Here is an 18170-nt window from a genome sequence, read left to right as displayed (position 1 = left end):
AAAACAAAGTAAAATACAGTAGTATAGGTAAAAAAATGAATGAAAGTATGATCTGGAATTAATAAAGAAAGCGTTTTAGTAAAAAGACACAAGGATGTGGTCCCATGTTTAAGTCATTGGTTACAGTGCACGGATGGGTTGAGGAATTTCGTCAACACATGAAGGAAAAGTATGGTGAAATCGCAGAAGTAACTGAAAACATGCTTGAACAACTCAAAGTCGTACTGGAAGCCTTTGATCAATCTTGTATTTTATCTATTACTGATACAAAAGGAAGAATTATTGAAGTTAACAATACATATTGTGAAATCTCCGGTTATAGTCGGGAGGAGCTATTAGGCAAGACCCATTATATAGTGAATGCTAAGTATCATGATGAAAATTTCTTCAAGGATATGTGGACTACTATTCAAAATGGTGGTATATGGTCAGGAGAAGTGAAAAACAAGAGAAAAGATGGTACTGATTTCTGGGTAAAAACAATGATTTTTCCGATCTTTGATAGTGCGGGTAATCCTGAGAAATTTCTTTCCATTCGAACGGATATAACAGCAGGAAAAACGGCAGGAGAAAAGTTAAGAGAAGTGATTGAACATGATTATTCCACTCTTATTAATAACTTACATAACTTTGTCATTCGAACAAAATGGAACAAGAATGGACCTGAAGTAACCTTTATTGCTGGGCGTCTAGCTAAAGAGATTGGACTTCATGCAGACAAGGTAAAGGGCAAGTTAGTTACGAGTGTCATTGGGGATACAAATCAACAGCCATTAATTAAAAAGCAGTTTCGAAATGCATTTGAAGGAAAAACAATTAAGTTTGATTACAAGGAAGGGAAACGGTATTATCACGCCACCTTATCTCCAGTTCAAAATGAAAATAATCATGTAATAGAAGTGATTGCATCAATTAGTGATATTACAGATTTGAAGAATTCAGAACTGGCAGTGAGGAATATGGCATATCACGATCCCCTTACAGGCCTTCCAAACCGTAGATTACTTGAAGAAGACTTGGTATACCGAATTCTTGAAGCGAAAGTTCATAGGAAAAAAGCAGGCCTCATCTTAGTGAATCTTGATCAATTTAAAAATATAAATGATACTTTAGGGCACTCTGCTGGAGACCGCTTTATTATGATGGCAGCTGAACGAATGCAAAATATCACTTTAGATAACTATGTAAATGAGTATCAGCTATATCATATTGGTGGAGATGAGTTTGTCTGGTTTATTTATGACTTTGAAGAGATAGATCTACTTAATGTTGTAGATTTAGTCATTAATGTTTTTCAGGAACCTTTCTATTATAATAGTGGAGAATTTCACCAGAGAGCAAGTATAGGAATCTCTGTGTACCCTAACTCAGCTGGATATGCAGAGGAATTATTAAAGCATGCTGATATGGCTTTAATGGCTGCAAAACAAGCCGGGGGTCAAACTTACCGTTTCTTTAGCTCCGATATGAAAGGAGCATTTCTTTCAAGGGTTCAGATGGAAGTGGACCTTAGGGAGGCAATAAGAAGTGGTAATCAGTTTGAACTATATTATCAACCAGTAATACGTGTGAGTGACAATAGCCTCAGTTCTTGTGAAGCGTTAATCCGATGGAACCATCCAGAAAGGGGCTTTGTATCGCCAGTGGAATTTATCAAGACTGCTGAAGACTCTGGCCTTATAATTCCGATTGGAGACTGGGTGATCCAGAAAGCATTTGAAGATTTAAGAAACTGGGAATTAATTTATAAGAAAAAGATAGATATATCCATCAATATATCGCCGTCTCAATTACAACAGTCAGGCTTTGTTCGTCGAATAAAAGAAATGGCTGATTACTATGAGATTTCTCCTACTCGTATTCAATTGGAGATAACGGAAAATGGGTTAATGGAAAATACATTGGATTCCATAAATACGTTGCATAAATTAAAAGAACTAGGTTTTTATATTGCCGTGGATGACTTTGGAACTGGCTACTCATCACTTAGCTACTTAAAACAGTTCCCTGTACATTGTTTGAAGATAGATAAATCATTTGTAAGGGATCTTCCTGGAGACAGGGCAGATCGTGCAATTGTTTCATCTACAATAAAAATGGGGAAAGATTTAGGTTTATTTACAGTAGCAGAAGGGGTAGAGTGTGAAGAGGCATACAAGTATCTAAGCTCAATCGGTTGTCCATATGTACAGGGTTTTCACTTCAGTAGACCAATACCAGCAAGGAAGTTTGTAAAACTCTTTCAACAAAAGACGATTCGAACGACAACTTAGGTAATCTCAAAAGCACTTGTTGACAAGTGTATTTATATTGTGGTAAAGTAGTCAAAGTGAACAACATATGGAAACAAAGCAAGTAGAAGCGCCCGCTTCTCACCTGGTTTGACGCTTAGGCAGTTGACAGGTTATGACGAAGAATTACACGTTAAATGTAGAGGTGTGGGCGAAGGTATGTTCCCGCATCTTTTTTTGATGTCAAATTTGCTTTGGTCCTCAATAAATTTTGGAGGTGGCTCAATATTAGTAAGGATAATATGATCATTAACGACGCTATTCGTGCTCGAGAAGTACGCTTGGTCGGTGCAAATGGTGACCAAATTGGAGTTAAATCAAAACAAGAAGCACTTGAAATGGCACAGAATGCCAATTTAGACCTAGTAATGGTAGCACCAAATGCGAAACCACCAGTTTGTCGGATCATGGACTATGGAAAATTCCGATATGAGCAACAAAAGAAAGATAAAGAGGCTCGTAAAAAACAGAAAATTATTAATGTGAAGGAAGTACGCCTTAGTCCAAATATTGATGAGCACGATTTCAACACAAAGTTGCGTAATGCTCGTAAGTTTTTAACAAAAGGTGATAAAGTAAAAGCTGCAATCCGCTTCCGCGGTCGAGCGATTACTCACTCTACACTTGGTAAAGATGTTTTAGAGCGTCTTGCTAAAGAGTGTGAAGATATTGCAACAGTAGAACAGAAGCCTAAAATGGAAGGACGTAGTATGTTTCTCGTCCTTGCACCAACAGCTGAAAAATAAAAACGACCATTTATACTCAAGACAACAATAAGACAACGATCAAGATATAGGGAGGAAACTCAAGATGCCTAAAATGAAAACACACAGAGGCGCTGCGAAGCGTTTTAAGAAGACAGGAAGCGGCAAATTGAAGCGTTCTCATGCATATACAAGTCACTTAGCTGCTAACAAATCTCAAAAGCAAAAGAGAAAGCTTCGTAAAAGTGGAATAGTTAGTAAGAGTGACCAAAAACGCATTGGAGAAATGATTTAATTAACTTTAAAATACTAAAATATTTGATTCATGACTAACACGAATAGATCTTAAAGGAGGGATTACGATGGCAAGAGTAAAAGGCGGATATGTAGCACGTCGTCGTCGTAAAAAAGTATTAAAACTTGCAAAAGGGTATGTAGGTTCAAAACATAGATTATTTAAATCAGCACAAGTACAGGTAATGAAATCATTACTATATGCTTACCGTGACCGCAGACAGAAAAAGCGTGATTTCCGTAAGCTATGGATTACTCGTATTAACGCTGCTGCGCGCATTAACGGACTTTCTTACAACCGTTTCATGCACGGCCTAAAGCAAGCTGGAATTGAAATGAACCGTAAAATGCTTGCTGATATTGCAGTTCATGATGAGAAAGCATTTGCTGACTTAGCTGAAAAGGCAAAAGCAGGTTTAAAATAATCCAAATTTAAAAAGAGGCTGGGACATAACTGAAGTGTTTAACTGAAAATGTTAAAACATTTATGTCCTAGCCTCTTTTATTTATAATCACTTTTTTAAAAGGGCTTCTGCACCTTTCTTTGTGCTTGGGGCACATCCAATGAAAGGGAGAATATACTTTAGGTAGGTAAAATAATTTGGAAAACATGGCATTATTATATTTTTTGTTGTTAAATATCGTTAGTTTTACTATGATGGGAATAGATAAGAAGCGAGCAATAAAAGGTAAATGGAGAATATCAGAAAAGTCGTTGATGTTAGTAGCCTTCATTGGAGGAGCTTTTGGAATGTTAGTGGCTTCAAGACTATTTCACCACAAAACAAAAAAGTTATTGTTTAAAATTGGACTTCCAACATTTTTTATTATCCATCTAGCACTCGTAATCATCTACATTGTTGACTAAAATAATAATGACTCCCAGCAATCGGAATTACTGAAAGCAACAGTCTCCTTATCATAGACTTGTTTTTAAATCATAGATATGTAAAAGAGAGGGGGAGAAGAAACATCATGGATATGTTCAACAATGCAATTCCTCACGTCATTGAAGATGCAGGTTGGCTAGCTCCAATCCTGTTTATATTTGTCCATCTCATTCGTCCATTCTTATTTCTTCCCGTCATAGTCGTCTGTATTGCAGGTGGCATTCTATTCGGATTTCTCCATGGTACATTATATTCCATTATTGGTTTGTCATTAATGAGTTTTTTCTTTTATAAGGTTGTAGACATTTTCCCTTCCTTTCGAGGAAGAATTACTAGGATGAAAGAAAAAATCTTAAAGGATCGAGTCCTAACGCTAGGTCAAGTGATGATCTTACGTATGATGCCTTTTGTACATTTCCATCTACTTTCGCTGTATTTAATGGAAATGACCTCTTCATTTAAAGAGTATATGCGTTATTCAATTGGGGGAGTAATATTACCCTCGTTGCTGTATACAGCTTTCGGGCAGGCTATAACTGAAATGCCAATTTATTTATCAGTACTTTTCTTTGTTCTCCTCATTACAATTTTCTCTTACCTTGGAAATAGGGGAACGGTAACTTATAAATGGAACAATTTTTTTCCGAAAAAGTCAGCACAATAAGAACGAAACAAGAGGCTAGGACATAAGTGTTTATCATGGTTCGTAATTTCAGTTAAACACTTATTTATATCCAAGCCTCTTTGTTTTGTTTTTTAATGTATGAATAAGATCTTCTAGATTCTCGTTATAAGTATCAAAATAGTTTTCTTCCAAGAATGGACAGCCTTTTTTTATCCTATCTTGCATTGTAAAGAGTGTAAAATCATTTGGATCTAACTTTTCATCTACCTCGCTCCAATATAATGGGGCAGCCACTGTAGGCTTATCCCTAGCCCTTAGGGAATATGGACTAATTATCGTTTTCCCATGCCAATGCTGTACATAATCGATATACAGCTTTTTCCCACGCTTCTTTTTCATTCGCTCAATTGTAAATTTCTCAGGGAATTTTTCTACCAAGTATTTCGCAATAAACTCTGTAAAATGACGCGTTTCTTCATAGGTGAAGGGACTGTCCATTACAGGTATATGGATTTGAAGCCCCTTCCCACCCGAGAGCTTTGGAAAACTTTTTATTTGGAATTTATCAAAGAGAATTTTCATCTCTTTGGCTGCATATACAGCTAAAGGGAAGTAATCTCTTGATGGTGGGTCTAAATCAAAAATGATTTCTATTGGATAATTTGTTTTTATTGTTTCAAAGGGGATGTGATACTCAATGGCTAGTTGATTCCCCAACCAAATAAGAGAGCTGGTGTCGTTGCACAGGATATAATGAATATCTTCTGACTTCTTTGTTTTTATAAAGGAAGGTGCATATTCAGGACAACTTTTTTGATAAAAAGATTCCCCATTTACTCCATGGGGATATCGAATAACGGTTAATAGGCGGTCTTTTAAGAAAGGTAATATATTGGGAGACATATGAAATAAATACGAAATATAATAATCTTTATTTAAGTAAGGTTCATTCCAAAGGGGCTTATTTGGATTAGTAATATGAACCTCATCATTCATATCCTTGTTAAGTAGTAGAAGGTTTCCAACTGTACATTCTTCCCAATCCTTTTTTAATTGAAAAGAGAGAAAGGAAGCACTTATTAGTTTATCATTTTTAATCCCCTTAAATGAAAGGTAGATACAAATTCCAGGTTGAACGGACACATGACTTCCTTTAGAGGTTGTCTTGTGTTTAGTAAGTATCTGTATCAGGGCAGCCCTTTCTTCGGCTTTTACTCCTTTAGAAAAGGAGCCAAGGGGAACGATTTTTTTATTTTCTAGGATGCCTACTTCAAACTCATATGTCTCTTTATTCATACCTATTATAAAAAAGGTACCTTCATAATTACCTCTTCTAGCAAAAAACTTATTGAACATACGAACTGCCCTTTCACGTTTAGTTGAGCTATATTCCAGGTAAAGTACATTCACTTGGCGGAATGTCTGTAAACGCCTGGATACTAGGTTGTCTAATGGAGCGTCCAACTGGCCATTCAATATACTTTATTTTTACCGTTAAATGTGGCTTTACCCACTGGGTATTTTGATAGCGCTCCGGTTGATTGATAAAAGGACGCTCGTCCACCAATAGAGGTTTAATTAACTTTGTTAAGTTGGCCCAGTCCTCCTGCTTCATTTTCCCTGTACCAGCATGTCCCACAAAGAACAATTGTCTTTTTTCATTATATAGTCCAAGCAAAACAGAGTTAACAATGTCATCACGGTAAGTCACTCCTCCTATCACTGCGATAATATCTCGGTAATTCTTTACTTTCAGCCAACTTGCATCTTTTTTATCCAATTTATAAGGACTATCGAGGTCCTTTACAATAATTCCTTCCATATCTTGCTCTTTTGTTACTTCAAAAAGTGTATCTCCATCTAGTTGACTTTTGGCCAACTGTATATTTCTATTTGGGTTAATGACTTTCGAGAGTATTTCTTGCCGCTCCCTTAAAGGTCTATCTATTATCCATTGCCCATTCAGGTAAAGGACGTCAAATATAATATAGTAGACAGGGACATCGTCCTTAATATACGTTACTTTCTCCAATTTCCGAATCGCATCCCTTTTCATGACTTCATGAAAGGAGGGCTTTCCATTTTTATCAAGAGCAATTACCTCCCCATCTAAAATGATGGAATTAGCAGAACAATAGTCATTGATATCACTAATTTCAGGGAAGTGATGGGTCCGCTCATTTTTCCTTCTGTTAAAAAGCCTTACTTCATCTCCGTCATAGTATGTTAGAATACGGGTGCCATCCCATTTGATTTGAGAAATCCAATTATCACCTGTGGGAATCTCATCAGCACTAACTGGTTCAAAAGGTTTAATAAGCTTTAGTTTCATAAACAAATCCTCTTATCATAACTACTTAGCAGCTTTTTCTTGTTTACTAGTTGTTGTTTTCTTTGTTGTTTTCTTGGTGGTAGTAGATTTTGTTGTTTTCTTAGCAGTTGTTTTTGTTTTCTTTGGTTTAGCTTTTTCGATACTTTTTTCAAGTGCCTCCATTAAGTCAATTACATTTGTTTGCTCTTGTTTCGTAACACCTTTGTCTTCTTCAACCTTTTCTCGAATTAACTCTAACAGTTCTAAGCGATAGTCATCAGTATATTTTGATGGGTCAAATTCAGCAGTTAAATGGTCAATTAAAGTTTTGGCTGTTTCTAATTCCTTCGGTTGAATGTTAGCTTCATCAGGAACGTTAGGAACGCTCTTTATATCCCTCACTTCATCAGGAAAATGTAATGTCTCCATAACAAGGGTTTTACCATATACTCTTACAGCAGCAAGGTTTTCTTTTGATCTAATCGTTATTTTAGCTAAACCAATTTTATCTGTATCTGCTAGTGCTTTTCGTAACAATGAATAAGCTTTAGACCCACCTTCATTAGGACTTACATAATATGTTCTATCAAAATAAATTGGATCTATTTCTTCAAGTTTGACGAAATCGATTATTTCTACAGCCTTTTCTTCTTGTTCTTTCTTTAGTTTTTCCAATTCTTCGTCATCTAAGACCACATATTTTCCTTCGGTGTATTCATAAGCTTTGACGATTTCTTCATTTGAAATTTCTTTTCCGCATTCAGAACAGGTTTTCTCATATTTTATGGGAGCGTGACAATCTTTGTGGAGATTTCTTAGCTTAACATCTTTATTCTCTGTTGCTGCATGAAGCTTAATAGGGATACTAACGAGTCCAAAAGAGATGGTGCCTTTCCAAATTGTGTGCATAGAAGATTCTCCTTCGTACATTAATTATTCATAGTATGTACGAAGAAAGGGGTTTTAATGAGGTGAGGAGGATTTAAATAAAAAACAAGCTACTAATAGCAGCTTGTTTTAATATTCATGATTCTTCTTTTGTTTTTTAATCAATTCTTTCATTGGACTTTTCCATTCAATTTCAGCTTTTGGGTAATGAATGAGAATTTCTTTCTCCAAAAAATGAAAGTCTTTAATACTAAGTCCTTGGAGCTTATCGACCTCTTCTGTCCCAATCAGTATAGAAGTTACTTCAAAAGAGTCTTCTGTTGGACCAAGGAATTTTTCACCTTCAAACAAAACACCTCTATAGGTGAACAATAAATTTTTTCGAACGTTATTGGGGTCATCTAAAAAGTGGAAAGTGCCTTGAGAATGTGCAGCTTCCAATTTTCTCCGTGGGTCAAATAAATACTTGCCAATACTATAGATAATAATTCCTATGGCAACCAGGAGTAATAATCGAAAAATGATAACAGTTATCATATGCCTCTCTCCTTCAAGAGAATCTTTGTATTATTCTATACCCTATTTTCAGGATAGCCATTTATACAATTCTCTTAGCATGTGGTTATAAGCTATAAACTCATGTGTTTTTTGATATATATTATAATACTCGTTACTTCTACGTATTAGTTACAATAAGGTTTCAGAAAAAGTACATTTTTTTGTTATAATAAGAGAATAATTTTGTGAATGTATAGAATCGAGGGGATTATAAGTGGATTTTAGAAGTTTGTATGACATGCAAAAGCAATTGGATTCATACATAGAAAAAAAGCATAACTTAGGAAATGAAGATTTATTAGATAGGAAATTAATGGCTTTTTATGTGGAATTAGCAGAACTAGCAAATGAAACAAGATGTTTTAAATTTTGGAGTGAAAAGGGACCTTCACCAAACGAAATCATATTAGAAGAATATGTAGATGGTATTCACTTCATTTTATCTGTAGGTCTGGAATGTGACTTCGATAAAGTAAACACGGTTTATGATATGAATAGTGAAGGGGAAAAAACAGGAGAAGATCTTGTGCCATGCTTTTATGAAGTTCTAAATGGAGTTCATAAGTTCAGAGAGGATAAAAGCTCTAACTCATACACAACATTATTTCATGCATATCTTCAATTAGGAGCAGCCCTTAACTTTTCTGAACAACAGATTGTTAAAGCATATGAAAAGAAAAACAACGTGAATTTTGATAGACAAGATAATGGCTATTAATATTCATGAGGTTTTTGTAAATAATAACTAAGTCTAGACACTAGGCTCTGAAAAGTAATTTCAATTATTTCGATTTCCGTAATTTGAGAATATTCAGTGGAGTCGTTATAATAGGTAAGTGACATAATATTTTTTATTTTCGTAGGCTTAAATGTTTTAACAAGCCTAAAAAATGAAGGAGGTACATAATAGATGGATGAAATTTTAACCATGTTGAAGGAATTGACAGATGCAAATGGAATCCCGGGCAACGAACGTGAAGTCCGTGATGTGATGAAAAAGTACATTGCACCGTTTGCTGATGATATTGAAACAGACAATTTAGGAAGCTTAATTGCTAAAAAAACAGGGGACGCTAATGGACCTAAAATAATGGTCGCAGGCCACCTTGATGAAATTGGTTTCATGGTCACTCACATTGACGATAAAGGCTTTGTGAAGTTCCAACCAGTTGGTGGTTGGTGGGAGCAAGTCATGCTTGCACAACGCGTTACAATCATGACTCGTAATGGCAATGTGCCAGGTGTGATTGGTTCAAAGCCTCCACATATTCTTCCTCCAGAAGCTAGAAAGAAACCAGTTGATAAAAAGGATATGTTTATCGATATTGGTGCAACAAGTAAGGAGGAAGCACAAGAGTTTGGGGTTCGCCCTGGAGACTCAATCGTCCCAGTATGTGAGTTTACTGTAATGAAAAATGAGAAAATGCTTATGGCAAAGGCTTGGGACAATCGAATTGGATGTGCCATCGCTATTGAAGTTCTTCGACGTTTGAAGGATGAATCACACCCTAACATTGTTTATGGTGTAGGAACTGTTCAAGAGGAAGTAGGACTTCGTGGTGCAAGAACATCTGCTCACCATATTCAACCAGACATTGGATTTGGCGTTGATGTAGGAATTGCTGGAGATACGCCAGGTGTAACTGAAAAGGACGCCTTGGCAAAAATGGGGAAAGGACCTCAAATCTTAGTTTATGATGCTTCCATGATATCTCATAAAGGTCTACGAGACTTCGTAACAGATACGGCAGATGAAAATGATATTCCATATCAGTTTGACTCTGTTGCAGCAGGAGGGACTGATTCTGGAGCAATTCACCTTACTGCTAATGGAGTTCCAGCCCTTTCCATCACAATTGCAACTAGATATATTCATACACATGCTGCGATTCTGCACCGTGATGACTTTGAGAATGCAGTTAAATTAATTGTTGAAGTAATTAAGAAATTAGACCGCAAGACAGTAGATGCAATTACGTTTGAGTAATTGCTAATTGCTGGGTTATCGTCATCATTATAAGAAGCTGTCCCAAAATCATATTTTTGGGACAGCCTTTATATTTGTATTGGAAAATTGTCGTTAGACTAGATTACCAATCTTCTTTTTCAGAAACTTTATGAAGTTTTTTCCCTTCCCTTTTTAGTGACTTCAGCATGGAGACCATCATCAACAATATCAACAATGTAAATGGAAGGGCAGTGGTTATAGCAAGGGCTTGTAAACCATCTATACCGCCACTTATTAATATAGCACCAGCGATGGAAGAGATGAGGAGCCCCCAGATGACAAGAACGTTATTTCTAGGTTCTAAGTTCCCCTTGGAAGAAAAAACTCCTAACACATATGTTGCAGAATTTGCTGATGTAATAAAGAAAATACTAATCAATAATAATGCTAAGGCACTTAAAATGACGCCAAATGGCAATTCATTGAGTAAGAGAAATAAGCCTGTTTCTGGCTCTTTGTATACAGTTTCTGAAATGGAGGTGTGTCCTTCAATTTCGTTGTAAACTGCGGATCCTCCAAACGCTGTAAACCAAATAATAGTTACTAGAGCAGGGACAAATAAAACACCTAATATAAACTCCTGCAATGTACGCCCTTTGGATATTCTGGCTATAAACGTCCCGACAAAAGGGCTCCATGAAATGACCCAAGCCCAATAAAAGAAAGTCCAATCACCAATCCATTCATTATCACTGTATGGTGTTGTTTGAAAACTTAGTGAGACAAATTCACTCAAATAGTTTCCAACTGTTTTCGGAATATGCTCCATTATAAATAATGTTGGACCAAGGGTAATAACGGAAATCATTAAAAACAAAGCAATAAACAAATTAATGTTGCTTAAGTAACGCATTCCTTTATTAATTCCAGTAACGACTGAAAAAATAAATATACAAGTAATAATAATGATGATAAATAGTTGCAGTGTGATGGTATTGTCAGTTCCCATTAGCTGTTCAAGACCACTCCCTAACTGAATTGTACTAAGTCCAAACGAAGTAGCAATACCAACCGTTGTTCCTATAATTGCAATGATGTCTATAGAATAACCAATGGGACCATTAATTTTTCTCCCAAGTAATGAAAAATAACTTGAACTAATGAGCCCAGGAAGGTTTTTTCTGAATTTAGCAAATGCTAGACCAAGGGCTACAATAGCATATACGGCCCATGGATGGATCCCCCAGTGAAAGACGCCATATACTATTCCCCTTTCCCCCGCTTCAGAAGAATGAGACTCCGCATTTGGTGGATTCTCATAATGGGATAAAGGTTCCCCAACTCCCCAAAAAACAAGACCTACACCCATTCCAGCTGCAAATAACATCCCAATCCATGAGTAATAACTGTACTCTGGTTTATCTGTTGATTTACCTAGTTTCATGTGTCGGTATGGTCCAAATCCCAAGTATAAACAGAAGCCAATCATTGTAGCAGTACTGAGAACGTAAATCCAACCGAAACTATTATTAATTAATTGATATAGATCGTCCATTGTTCTATTCATATGTTCAGGGGTGAGGAATCCCCAGAGTGCAATAGAAATTACTAAGACGGCAGAAATCAAAAATACTGTATTAGATTTAATCGACTGCTTCATTTAACAGGCCCCTTTAGTAAATAAATGTAGTTTATATCGCTTTAACCGTTTTATCTTTTTATAAAACCAAAAAAAGAACTGCTAAATAGCAGTTCTTCCAGCAAAAACGATATAAGTTGCTTTATTGTAGGCCTTTTGAAATTTCATTTACTACTTGCTGTTTTTCTTGTTCACTTGCTTGATTCCAATAAACTTCAAATAGAACACCTAAACCTGGTAGCATTTTTTCTTCTCCACTTTGCACAGCATCGACAATAGTTGCTTCTACTTCGTCAGCACTATTTCCAGTGATATTCTGCATAATAGCAGCACGTAGATTGAAACTCATATTAGATCTTCCTTTCTTGTGTAGGTAAACAACTTTACAGATTTTAGTTACTTAGTCTGTTATAGTATGAGTGAAATGGGGTATGATTATGTGATAGAAAGAAATAATCACCATTGAACTTTTGTGATTATATTTTTGCTGTTTTATTCAAGAGGGGAGTTAGGGAATGGTGGAGGTAATTGAATCACTTCAAAATACAAAGGTAAAGTCATGGAAAAAGTTACATACTAGAAAAGGTCGAGAAAAAGCAGGCCAATTTTTAATAGAGGGAGTGCATCTCATCGAAGAAGCGCTAAAAGCTGAGCTCCCGATTAAAGAACTTCTCATTGAGGAAGAGAAAGAAACTCCTCATGAATGGAAGGTCTTGAATCTCTCAGAGGTATACGTCACTAAAAAAGTTATGAAGGAAGTTTGTGAGACAGAAACTCCACAAGGATATGCTGCCATTTGTGACCTGCCAATCAATAAAAATATCTTACTGGAAAAGGGTAAATTTTTATTTATTGATGGGGTTCAAGATCCTGGTAATCTCGGGGCTATGATAAGAACTGCAGATGCAGCTGGAGTTGATGGAGTGATACTTGGAGATGGAACAGTCGACTTGTTTAATGGGAAAGTACTCCGGTCTACTCAAGGTTCAGCTTTCCATGTTCCAGTTCAAAAAATGAATTTAGAAGAAGCCGTTCAACTATGTAGGGATCAGAGTATACCCATATTTGGAACGTCATTAACTGGTAGTACTTACAATGCTATTGAACCTCAAGAAAACTTCGCCTTAATTATGGGGAATGAAGGAAATGGCGTACAAGAATCTTTATTAGAACTGTGTGACCAGAATTTATATATCCCAATACACGGCCAAGCTGAGTCATTAAACGTAAGTATTGCTACTGGTATTCTCCTTTATCACTTAAGGGGATAATAGAGATTTAAAGTAGAGTTTGCGATTTCAAGGAAAAACTTATATAATGATTAGCATAAATTTAAATTAGTTTGCATAATGAAAAAACTATGAAAGAGAGTAGTAAACTGACCGTTCCCATTAAGGGAGGAAATGTCCTAGACTGAAAGCATTTCTATGTGGAGCACAGTTGAATTCACTCTGGAGTTGACACTGGACCATAAGTATATCTTATGAAGGTGATCCGGATAGATTTCCGTTAAAATCTTTAAAGTGAATGGGAGGCATTTCTTTATGGAAGCCAACCATTAACAAGGGTGGTACCGCGAGCTTTCGTCCCTTCTGGGAACGAAGCTTTTTTTTATTTCTTAGGCTTTGTTAAATTTAGATGTTGATTTTTTGTTACTGGTACTCGCTTTCACGCAAGGTACAAGTGCGACATCTGCTCATTCTTCGCAGTGTCTTCTTTGCCGCGGGAGGCTGGTAAGCCTCCTCCAAATTCCGCCTAAGAACTTGCCCACTTCCTGTGGGCAACGGCGTAATGTCGGCGTCCTGCCTCCTGCATCTGCGGGGTCTTACCCCTGCCTTTAATCCCGCAGGAACGAGCACAAACATCACGAGTATGCTGCGAGTTGTCTCGACGGATACGCTACGAAGCATTTGCTCGTAGAGGAAGAGACAGGTGTACCTTACACAAAAAATCGAAAGTGTTAAATTCAACACTATCCTTTAACAGAGCCCATTTCTTAAATAATCTACAGTGAAAATTTTTTAATTGGAACCGACAATAGTGAAAATCAACATTGATGAATAACAGAGCCATTAAATAAAGCTTTGAAGGATAAAAGGAGGAAAAATAGTATGTTAGATCGTCTACAAGAACTAAAGGACGAAGCGTTAAACAAGGTAAAAGAAGCTACAAACCTTAAAGACCTTAAAGAGTTAAGAATTGCTTACTTAGGAAAGAAAGGTCCAATTCAAGAAGTAATGAAAGGGATGGGGAAGCTTTCTAAAGAAGAGCGTCCAAAAGTTGGGCAAGTTGCAAATGATGTGCGTGAAGCAGTGACAGCACTTATTGAAGAAAAAGAGCAAAAGCTTGAGGAAGAAGCGCTATCCGCTAAGCTCAAGGAAGAAAGTGTTGATGTAACATTGCCAGGGAGGCCTATTAGTAAAGGTAGCCGTCACCCCTTAACTACAGTTGTTGAAACAATCGAGGATGTATTTATCGGAATGGGTTTTACTGTTGCAGAAGGACCTGAAGTAGAAACAGATTACTATAACTTTGAATCATTGAACCTACCGAAGCACCATCCAGCACGAGATATGCAGGATACTTTCTTTATTACAAATGATCTTTTACTTCGAACACAAACATCGCCAGTACAAACACGTACGATGGAAAAGCATGAAGGGAAAGGGCCTGTAAAAATTATTTGTCCTGGTAAAGTATACCGTCGTGATGAAGATGATGCTACTCATTCCCATCAATTTATGCAAATTGAAGGATTAGTGATCGATGAAAATATAAGAATGAGTGATTTGAAAGGGATATTCGAGCAATTCGTAAAACGTTATTTTGGAGAAGGGCGTGAAATCCGTTTGCGTCCTAGCTATTTTCCATTTACGGAACCTTCAGCAGAGCTAGATGTTTCCTGTGCGATCTGTGGTGGAGAAGGGTGTCGTACGTGTAAGCAAACAGGTTGGATTGAAGTATTAGGTTCAGGAATGGTTCACCCAAATGTGTTACGCATGAGTGGTTTTGACCCAGAAAAATATACAGGTTTTGCCTTCGGAATGGGTGTTGAACGGTTCGCCATGTTGAAATATGGTGTAGACGATATCCGTCATTTCTACACAAACGATACTCGCTTTTTATCACAATTCAAAAGGGTTTAATGAAAGAAAGTTAAAGGAGGAACAAATGTGCTTGTATCATATAAATGGTTAAAAGACTATATTGAATTAGATGACTTAACGCCACATGAAGTTGCTGAAAAATTGACAAGAAGTGGTGTAGAGGTTGATATTGTTCACGTAATGAACAAAGGGTTAAAAAATATTGTTGTTGGTAAAGTCCTTGCATGTGAGAAGCATCCAGAGGCTGATAAATTGAACCTATGCCAAGTAGATATTGGGGAAGAGGAAACAGTCCAAATCGTTTGTGGAGCAGCAAATGTTGGGGCAGATCAATATGTGGTTGTAGCAAAGGTTGGGGCAAGGTTACCAGGGGGAATGAAAATTAAGCGGGCAAAACTTCGAGGTCAAGTGTCAGAGGGGATGATTTGTTCCTTACAGGAGCTTGGTTTTGAAGGGAAAGTTGTTGCTAAAGAATTTGCAGAAGGAATTTTCAATTTCCCAACAGAAGTTACACCAGGCAGCGATGCTCTTGCACTTTTAGGCTTAGATGATGCTGTCCTAGAATTAGATCTTACTGCGAATCGTGCAGACTGCTTAAGCTTAGTTGGAACAGCGTATGAAGTTGCTGCAATTTTAGGTCGTGATGTAAAGCTTCCTGAAGTTAACCTAAGCGAAGCATCTGAAAAGGGATCTGATTATGTCTCTGTAAATGTTGAAGCAAATGAAGACAATCCATATTACGGTGCCACCATGATTAAAGATGTAACTATTGCACCATCTCCGTTATGGCTTCAAACAAGATTGATGGCTTCTGGTATCCGTCCAATAAACAATGTTGTAGATATTACAAACTATGTTTTATTAGAATACGGACAACCTCTTCACGCCTTTGATTATGATCGCTTTGGGTCAAAGGAAGTGTTAGTACGTCTAGCTAATAATGGGGAAAAAATGGTGACCCTAGATGACGTTGAACGTACGCTCTCTGATGAGTATTTAGTGATTACAAATGGATCTGAGCCAGTAGCATTGGCTGGTGTCATGGGTGGTGCAGATTCAGAGGTTCAAGATGATACAAAAAATATACTCTTAGAAGCGGCATATTTTAAAGGGTCTACTGTACGCAAAGCTTCTAGAGATTTAGGTCTTAGAAGTGATGCAAGCGCCCGTTTTGAGAAGGGAGTGGACCCAAATCGTGTTAAGAAAGCTGGTGAGAGAGCTGCTGCCATGATTGCTGAACTTGCTGGTGGTCAAGTTTTGTCAGGGGTTGTTGCTTATGATGAACTTGATAGAAGCGAAAAGAAAATCAACATCAGTCTAGACAAAATTAACGGACTATTAGGAACCGATATAGATACAGATACTGTAATGAGTATTTTTAGTAAGCTAAAATTTGAAGCAACTGTCGCTGGTAACAATTTTACTATTTCTGTTCCTACAAGAAGACAGGATATTGTCATTGCTGCGGATATTATAGAAGAAGTTGCGAGGTTGTATGGCTATGATAATATTCCAACAACTTTACCGAACACAGCGACTACGCCAGGCGGATTGACAGTAGTGCAGGCAAAAAAGAGGAAGCTTAAAAGATTCCTAGAAAATTCTGGACTACATGAGGCAATTACTTATTCATTAACTACAGCAGAGAAAGAAGCGTTTTTCACAGAGTCTGTATCTCATCGAGTAAAAGTAGCACTCCCAATGAGTGAAGACCGTAGTACTTTAAGGACTACATTAATACCACACTTATTAGAAGTGTTGAGTCACAATAAGAATCGAAGTATGCCTAATGTTCGTGTATATGAAATGGGCTCTGTTTTTCATACTGATGAAGAGTCAGCAAGTAAACAGCCAGATGAAAAGACTTTACTATCTGGTGCTTTGATGGGTGTGTGGCATGAGCATAGCTGGCAAGCAGAGAAAAAGGTAGTGGACTTCTTTGTAGCGAAAGGTATTGTAGAAGGGATATTTGCGGAATTAAATGTTCAAGGTGAACTCAGATTTGTTCAAGGAGAACCAAAAGGATTCCACCCAGGAAGAACAGCCATTGTGGAATTAGATGGTTTCCAAGTAGGTATTGTTGGACAATTACACCCAGTTGTTGCGAAAGAATGGTCACTTCCAGAGACTTATGTCTTTGAAATTGATTTAAGATACGTCTTGTCTGAGCCTTCTAAGGAAGTACGTTATGATACAATTCCTCGTTATCCAGCAATGGAGCGTGACATTGCCCTTGTTGTTGACGAAAAAGTGAAGAGTGAAGATGTGGAGCGGCAAATTGTAGCATTAGGTAGCCCACTTTTGAAAAATGTAGAACTCTTCGATTTATATCAAGGGGAGCACCTGGAAGAAGGGAAGAAATCACTTGCTTTCTCCTTAAGGTATCAAGACCCTGAGAAAACATTAACGGAAGATGAAGTTACAACTGTCCATGAGAAAGTATTAGAAGGATTAAAAGAAAAACTAGGCGCGACTTTGCGATCTTAAATTCTAGTTATAGTAAGAACAAGGCTATTTACTTTTGAGTAAGTAGTTCCGTTTAGAGGTAGAAAACTAAAACTTATATAGCAAAAACGAGACATTTTCACATAGTGAATTTGTCTCGTTTTTTTATCTTAAACAATCTCTTTAAATATGGAGCTAAGGATTCTTAAAATATGGGATATGGGGAGATTTTCCTTTAAGCTGCAGAATCTATATTGGATAAGGGTAAACAAGGGTAGTTTTTCCCTTTAAGCTACACTCTGGAATCAAATTTTCATGGTTTTCAAGTTATTAGCGGGAATTTCTCATCTATTTTCACTATTTTCGGTGCTGAATTTTAAATAAGGGTAATTTCTCCTGTTACCATAAACCTATTTTGGGGTTTCGACGCTTGATCAGGTATGAAAAATAGAAAAAACAAAATCTCATAC

General features: G+C 36.9%; 17 protein-coding genes and 2 other annotated features. Of the genes, 11 read left to right on the top strand and 6 right to left on the bottom strand.

From position 1 onward, the window contains the following. Positions 1–104: 104 nt before the first annotated feature. The 6 genes from BW724_RS15950 to BW724_RS15925 all read left to right on the top strand — a co-directional run bounded on the left by BW724_RS15950 (position 105) and on the right by BW724_RS15925 (position 4843). Positions 105–2273: a sensor domain-containing protein gene (locus tag BW724_RS15950; RefSeq protein WP_088076170.1), complete on the top strand. Its 2169-nt coding sequence runs from the start codon at positions 105–107 to the stop codon at positions 2271–2273. A 74-nt stretch (positions 2274–2347) separates the two neighbouring features. Continuing rightward, positions 2348–2474 (top strand) — a sequence feature (ribosomal protein L20 leader region). A gap of 59 nt (positions 2475–2533) precedes the next feature. After that, a complete protein-coding gene (gene infC, locus BW724_RS15945; RefSeq protein WP_088076169.1) occupies positions 2534–3037 on the top strand; it encodes a translation initiation factor IF-3 in 504 nt (167 codons plus the stop codon). Between the two features lie 64 nt (positions 3038–3101). Beyond that, positions 3102–3290 (top strand): 50S ribosomal protein L35, encoded by a 189-nt coding sequence (gene rpmI / locus BW724_RS15940; protein ID WP_088076168.1) that lies wholly within the window; start codon positions 3102–3104, stop codon positions 3288–3290. Between the two features lie 67 nt (positions 3291–3357). Further along, positions 3358–3714: a 50S ribosomal protein L20 gene (gene rplT / locus BW724_RS15935; protein WP_088076167.1), complete on the top strand. Its 357-nt coding sequence runs from the start codon at positions 3358–3360 to the stop codon at positions 3712–3714. A 185-nt stretch (positions 3715–3899) separates the two neighbouring features. Continuing rightward, entirely contained in the window at positions 3900–4157 is a 258-nt protein-coding gene (locus tag BW724_RS15930) for a DUF1294 domain-containing protein (protein ID WP_088077977.1), read from the top strand. A gap of 107 nt (positions 4158–4264) precedes the next feature. After that, positions 4265–4843 carry a TVP38/TMEM64 family protein gene (locus BW724_RS15925; RefSeq protein ID WP_088076166.1) on the top strand — a complete coding sequence of 193 codons (579 nt, stop codon included), beginning with the start codon at positions 4265–4267 and terminating at the stop codon, positions 4841–4843. A gap of 60 nt (positions 4844–4903) precedes the next feature. Here the strand turns inward: BW724_RS15925 and ligD are convergent, their stop codons facing one another. The 4 genes from ligD to BW724_RS15905 form a co-directional block, all read right to left on the bottom strand. After that, positions 4904–6160, bottom strand: a complete 1257-nt coding sequence (ligD, locus tag BW724_RS15920) for a non-homologous end-joining DNA ligase (protein WP_088076165.1) — start codon at positions 6158–6160, stop codon at positions 4904–4906. Between the two features lie 28 nt (positions 6161–6188). Beyond that, positions 6189–7136 (bottom strand): ATP-dependent DNA ligase, encoded by a 948-nt coding sequence (locus BW724_RS15915; protein ID WP_088076164.1) that lies wholly within the window; start codon positions 7134–7136, stop codon positions 6189–6191. Between the two features lie 21 nt (positions 7137–7157). Further along, positions 7158–8024, bottom strand: coding sequence for a non-homologous end joining protein Ku (locus BW724_RS15910; protein WP_088076163.1), 867 nt, complete (start codon positions 8022–8024; stop codon positions 7158–7160). Between the two features lie 108 nt (positions 8025–8132). Next, a complete protein-coding gene (locus tag BW724_RS15905; protein WP_176371436.1) occupies positions 8133–8540 on the bottom strand; it encodes a sigma-w pathway protein ysdB in 408 nt (135 codons plus the stop codon). 235 nt (positions 8541–8775) lie between these two features. Here BW724_RS15905 and BW724_RS15900 point away from each other — a divergent pair, with 235 nt between their 5' ends. Together BW724_RS15900 and BW724_RS15895 are read left to right on the top strand one after the other, a co-directional pair. Continuing rightward, entirely contained in the window at positions 8776–9279 is a 504-nt protein-coding gene (locus tag BW724_RS15900) for a dUTP diphosphatase (RefSeq protein ID WP_088076162.1), read from the top strand. A 192-nt stretch (positions 9280–9471) separates the two neighbouring features. Further along, positions 9472–10548: a M42 family metallopeptidase gene (locus tag BW724_RS15895; protein WP_088076161.1), complete on the top strand. Its 1077-nt coding sequence runs from the start codon at positions 9472–9474 to the stop codon at positions 10546–10548. 103 nt (positions 10549–10651) lie between these two features. Here the strand turns inward: BW724_RS15895 and BW724_RS15890 are convergent, their stop codons facing one another. Continuing rightward, positions 10652–12169: a BCCT family transporter gene (locus BW724_RS15890; RefSeq protein ID WP_088076160.1), complete on the bottom strand. Its 1518-nt coding sequence runs from the start codon at positions 12167–12169 to the stop codon at positions 10652–10654. 121 nt (positions 12170–12290) lie between these two features. After that, the gene (sspI, locus tag BW724_RS15885) at positions 12291–12497 is read right to left on the bottom strand and encodes a small acid-soluble spore protein SspI (RefSeq protein ID WP_088076159.1); all 207 of its coding nucleotides are present in this window, start codon (positions 12495–12497) and stop codon (positions 12291–12293) included. Between the two features lie 169 nt (positions 12498–12666). Between sspI and BW724_RS15880 the strand changes: the two genes are divergently transcribed. The 3 genes from BW724_RS15880 (at position 12667) to pheT (ending at position 17742) form a co-directional block, all read left to right on the top strand. Then, positions 12667–13419 carry a TrmH family RNA methyltransferase gene (locus BW724_RS15880; protein ID WP_088077973.1) on the top strand — a complete coding sequence of 251 codons (753 nt, stop codon included), beginning with the start codon at positions 12667–12669 and terminating at the stop codon, positions 13417–13419. Between the two features lie 80 nt (positions 13420–13499). Next, positions 13500–13742, top strand: a binding site (T-box leader). Positions 13743–14259: 517 nt separating this feature from the next. Then, positions 14260–15294 (top strand): phenylalanine--tRNA ligase subunit alpha, encoded by a 1035-nt coding sequence (pheS, locus tag BW724_RS15875; protein ID WP_088076158.1) that lies wholly within the window; start codon positions 14260–14262, stop codon positions 15292–15294. A gap of 27 nt (positions 15295–15321) precedes the next feature. Continuing rightward, positions 15322–17742, top strand: a complete 2421-nt coding sequence (gene pheT, locus BW724_RS15870) for a phenylalanine--tRNA ligase subunit beta (protein WP_088076157.1) — start codon at positions 15322–15324, stop codon at positions 17740–17742. Positions 17743–18170 lie beyond the last annotated feature (428 nt).

This window comes from Litchfieldia alkalitelluris (assembly GCF_002153425.1).
In the GTDB taxonomy this organism is placed as follows: domain Bacteria; phylum Bacillota; class Bacilli; order Bacillales; family Salisediminibacteriaceae; genus Evansella; species Evansella alkalicola.
The sequence above is the reverse complement of the archived record's forward strand: the minus strand, read 5'-3'. Positions and strand labels throughout refer to the sequence as shown.

Excerpts from the sequence above, each read along its gene's own strand:
- BW724_RS15930 (WP_088077977.1), top strand. The coding sequence starts at position 3,900 with ATGGCATTATTATATTTTTTGTTGTTAAATATCGTTAGTTTTACTATG.
- BW724_RS15925 (WP_088076166.1), top strand. The coding sequence starts at position 4,265 with ATGGATATGTTCAACAATGCAATTCCTCACGTCATTGAAGATGCAGGT.
- pheS (WP_088076158.1), top strand. The coding sequence starts at position 14,260 with ATGTTAGATCGTCTACAAGAACTAAAGGACGAAGCGTTAAACAAGGTA.
- ligD (WP_088076165.1), bottom strand. The coding sequence starts at position 6,160 with ATGTTCAATAAGTTTTTTGCTAGAAGAGGTAATTATGAAGGTACCTTT.
- BW724_RS15915 (WP_088076164.1), bottom strand. The coding sequence starts at position 7,136 with ATGAAACTAAAGCTTATTAAACCTTTTGAACCAGTTAGTGCTGATGAG.
- BW724_RS15905 (WP_176371436.1), bottom strand. The coding sequence starts at position 8,540 with ATGATAACTGTTATCATTTTTCGATTATTACTCCTGGTTGCCATAGGA.
- BW724_RS15910 (WP_088076163.1), bottom strand. The coding sequence starts at position 8,024 with ATGCACACAATTTGGAAAGGCACCATCTCTTTTGGACTCGTTAGTATC.
- BW724_RS15950 (WP_088076170.1), top strand. The coding sequence starts at position 105 with ATGTTTAAGTCATTGGTTACAGTGCACGGATGGGTTGAGGAATTTCGT.
- BW724_RS15890 (WP_088076160.1), bottom strand. The coding sequence starts at position 12,169 with ATGAAGCAGTCGATTAAATCTAATACAGTATTTTTGATTTCTGCCGTC.
- rpmI (WP_088076168.1), top strand. The coding sequence starts at position 3,102 with ATGCCTAAAATGAAAACACACAGAGGCGCTGCGAAGCGTTTTAAGAAG.
- rplT (WP_088076167.1), top strand. The coding sequence starts at position 3,358 with ATGGCAAGAGTAAAAGGCGGATATGTAGCACGTCGTCGTCGTAAAAAA.
- infC (WP_088076169.1), top strand. The coding sequence starts at position 2,534 with ATGATCATTAACGACGCTATTCGTGCTCGAGAAGTACGCTTGGTCGGT.
- sspI (WP_088076159.1), bottom strand. The coding sequence starts at position 12,497 with ATGAGTTTCAATCTACGTGCTGCTATTATGCAGAATATCACTGGAAAT.
- BW724_RS15895 (WP_088076161.1), top strand. The coding sequence starts at position 9,472 with ATGGATGAAATTTTAACCATGTTGAAGGAATTGACAGATGCAAATGGA.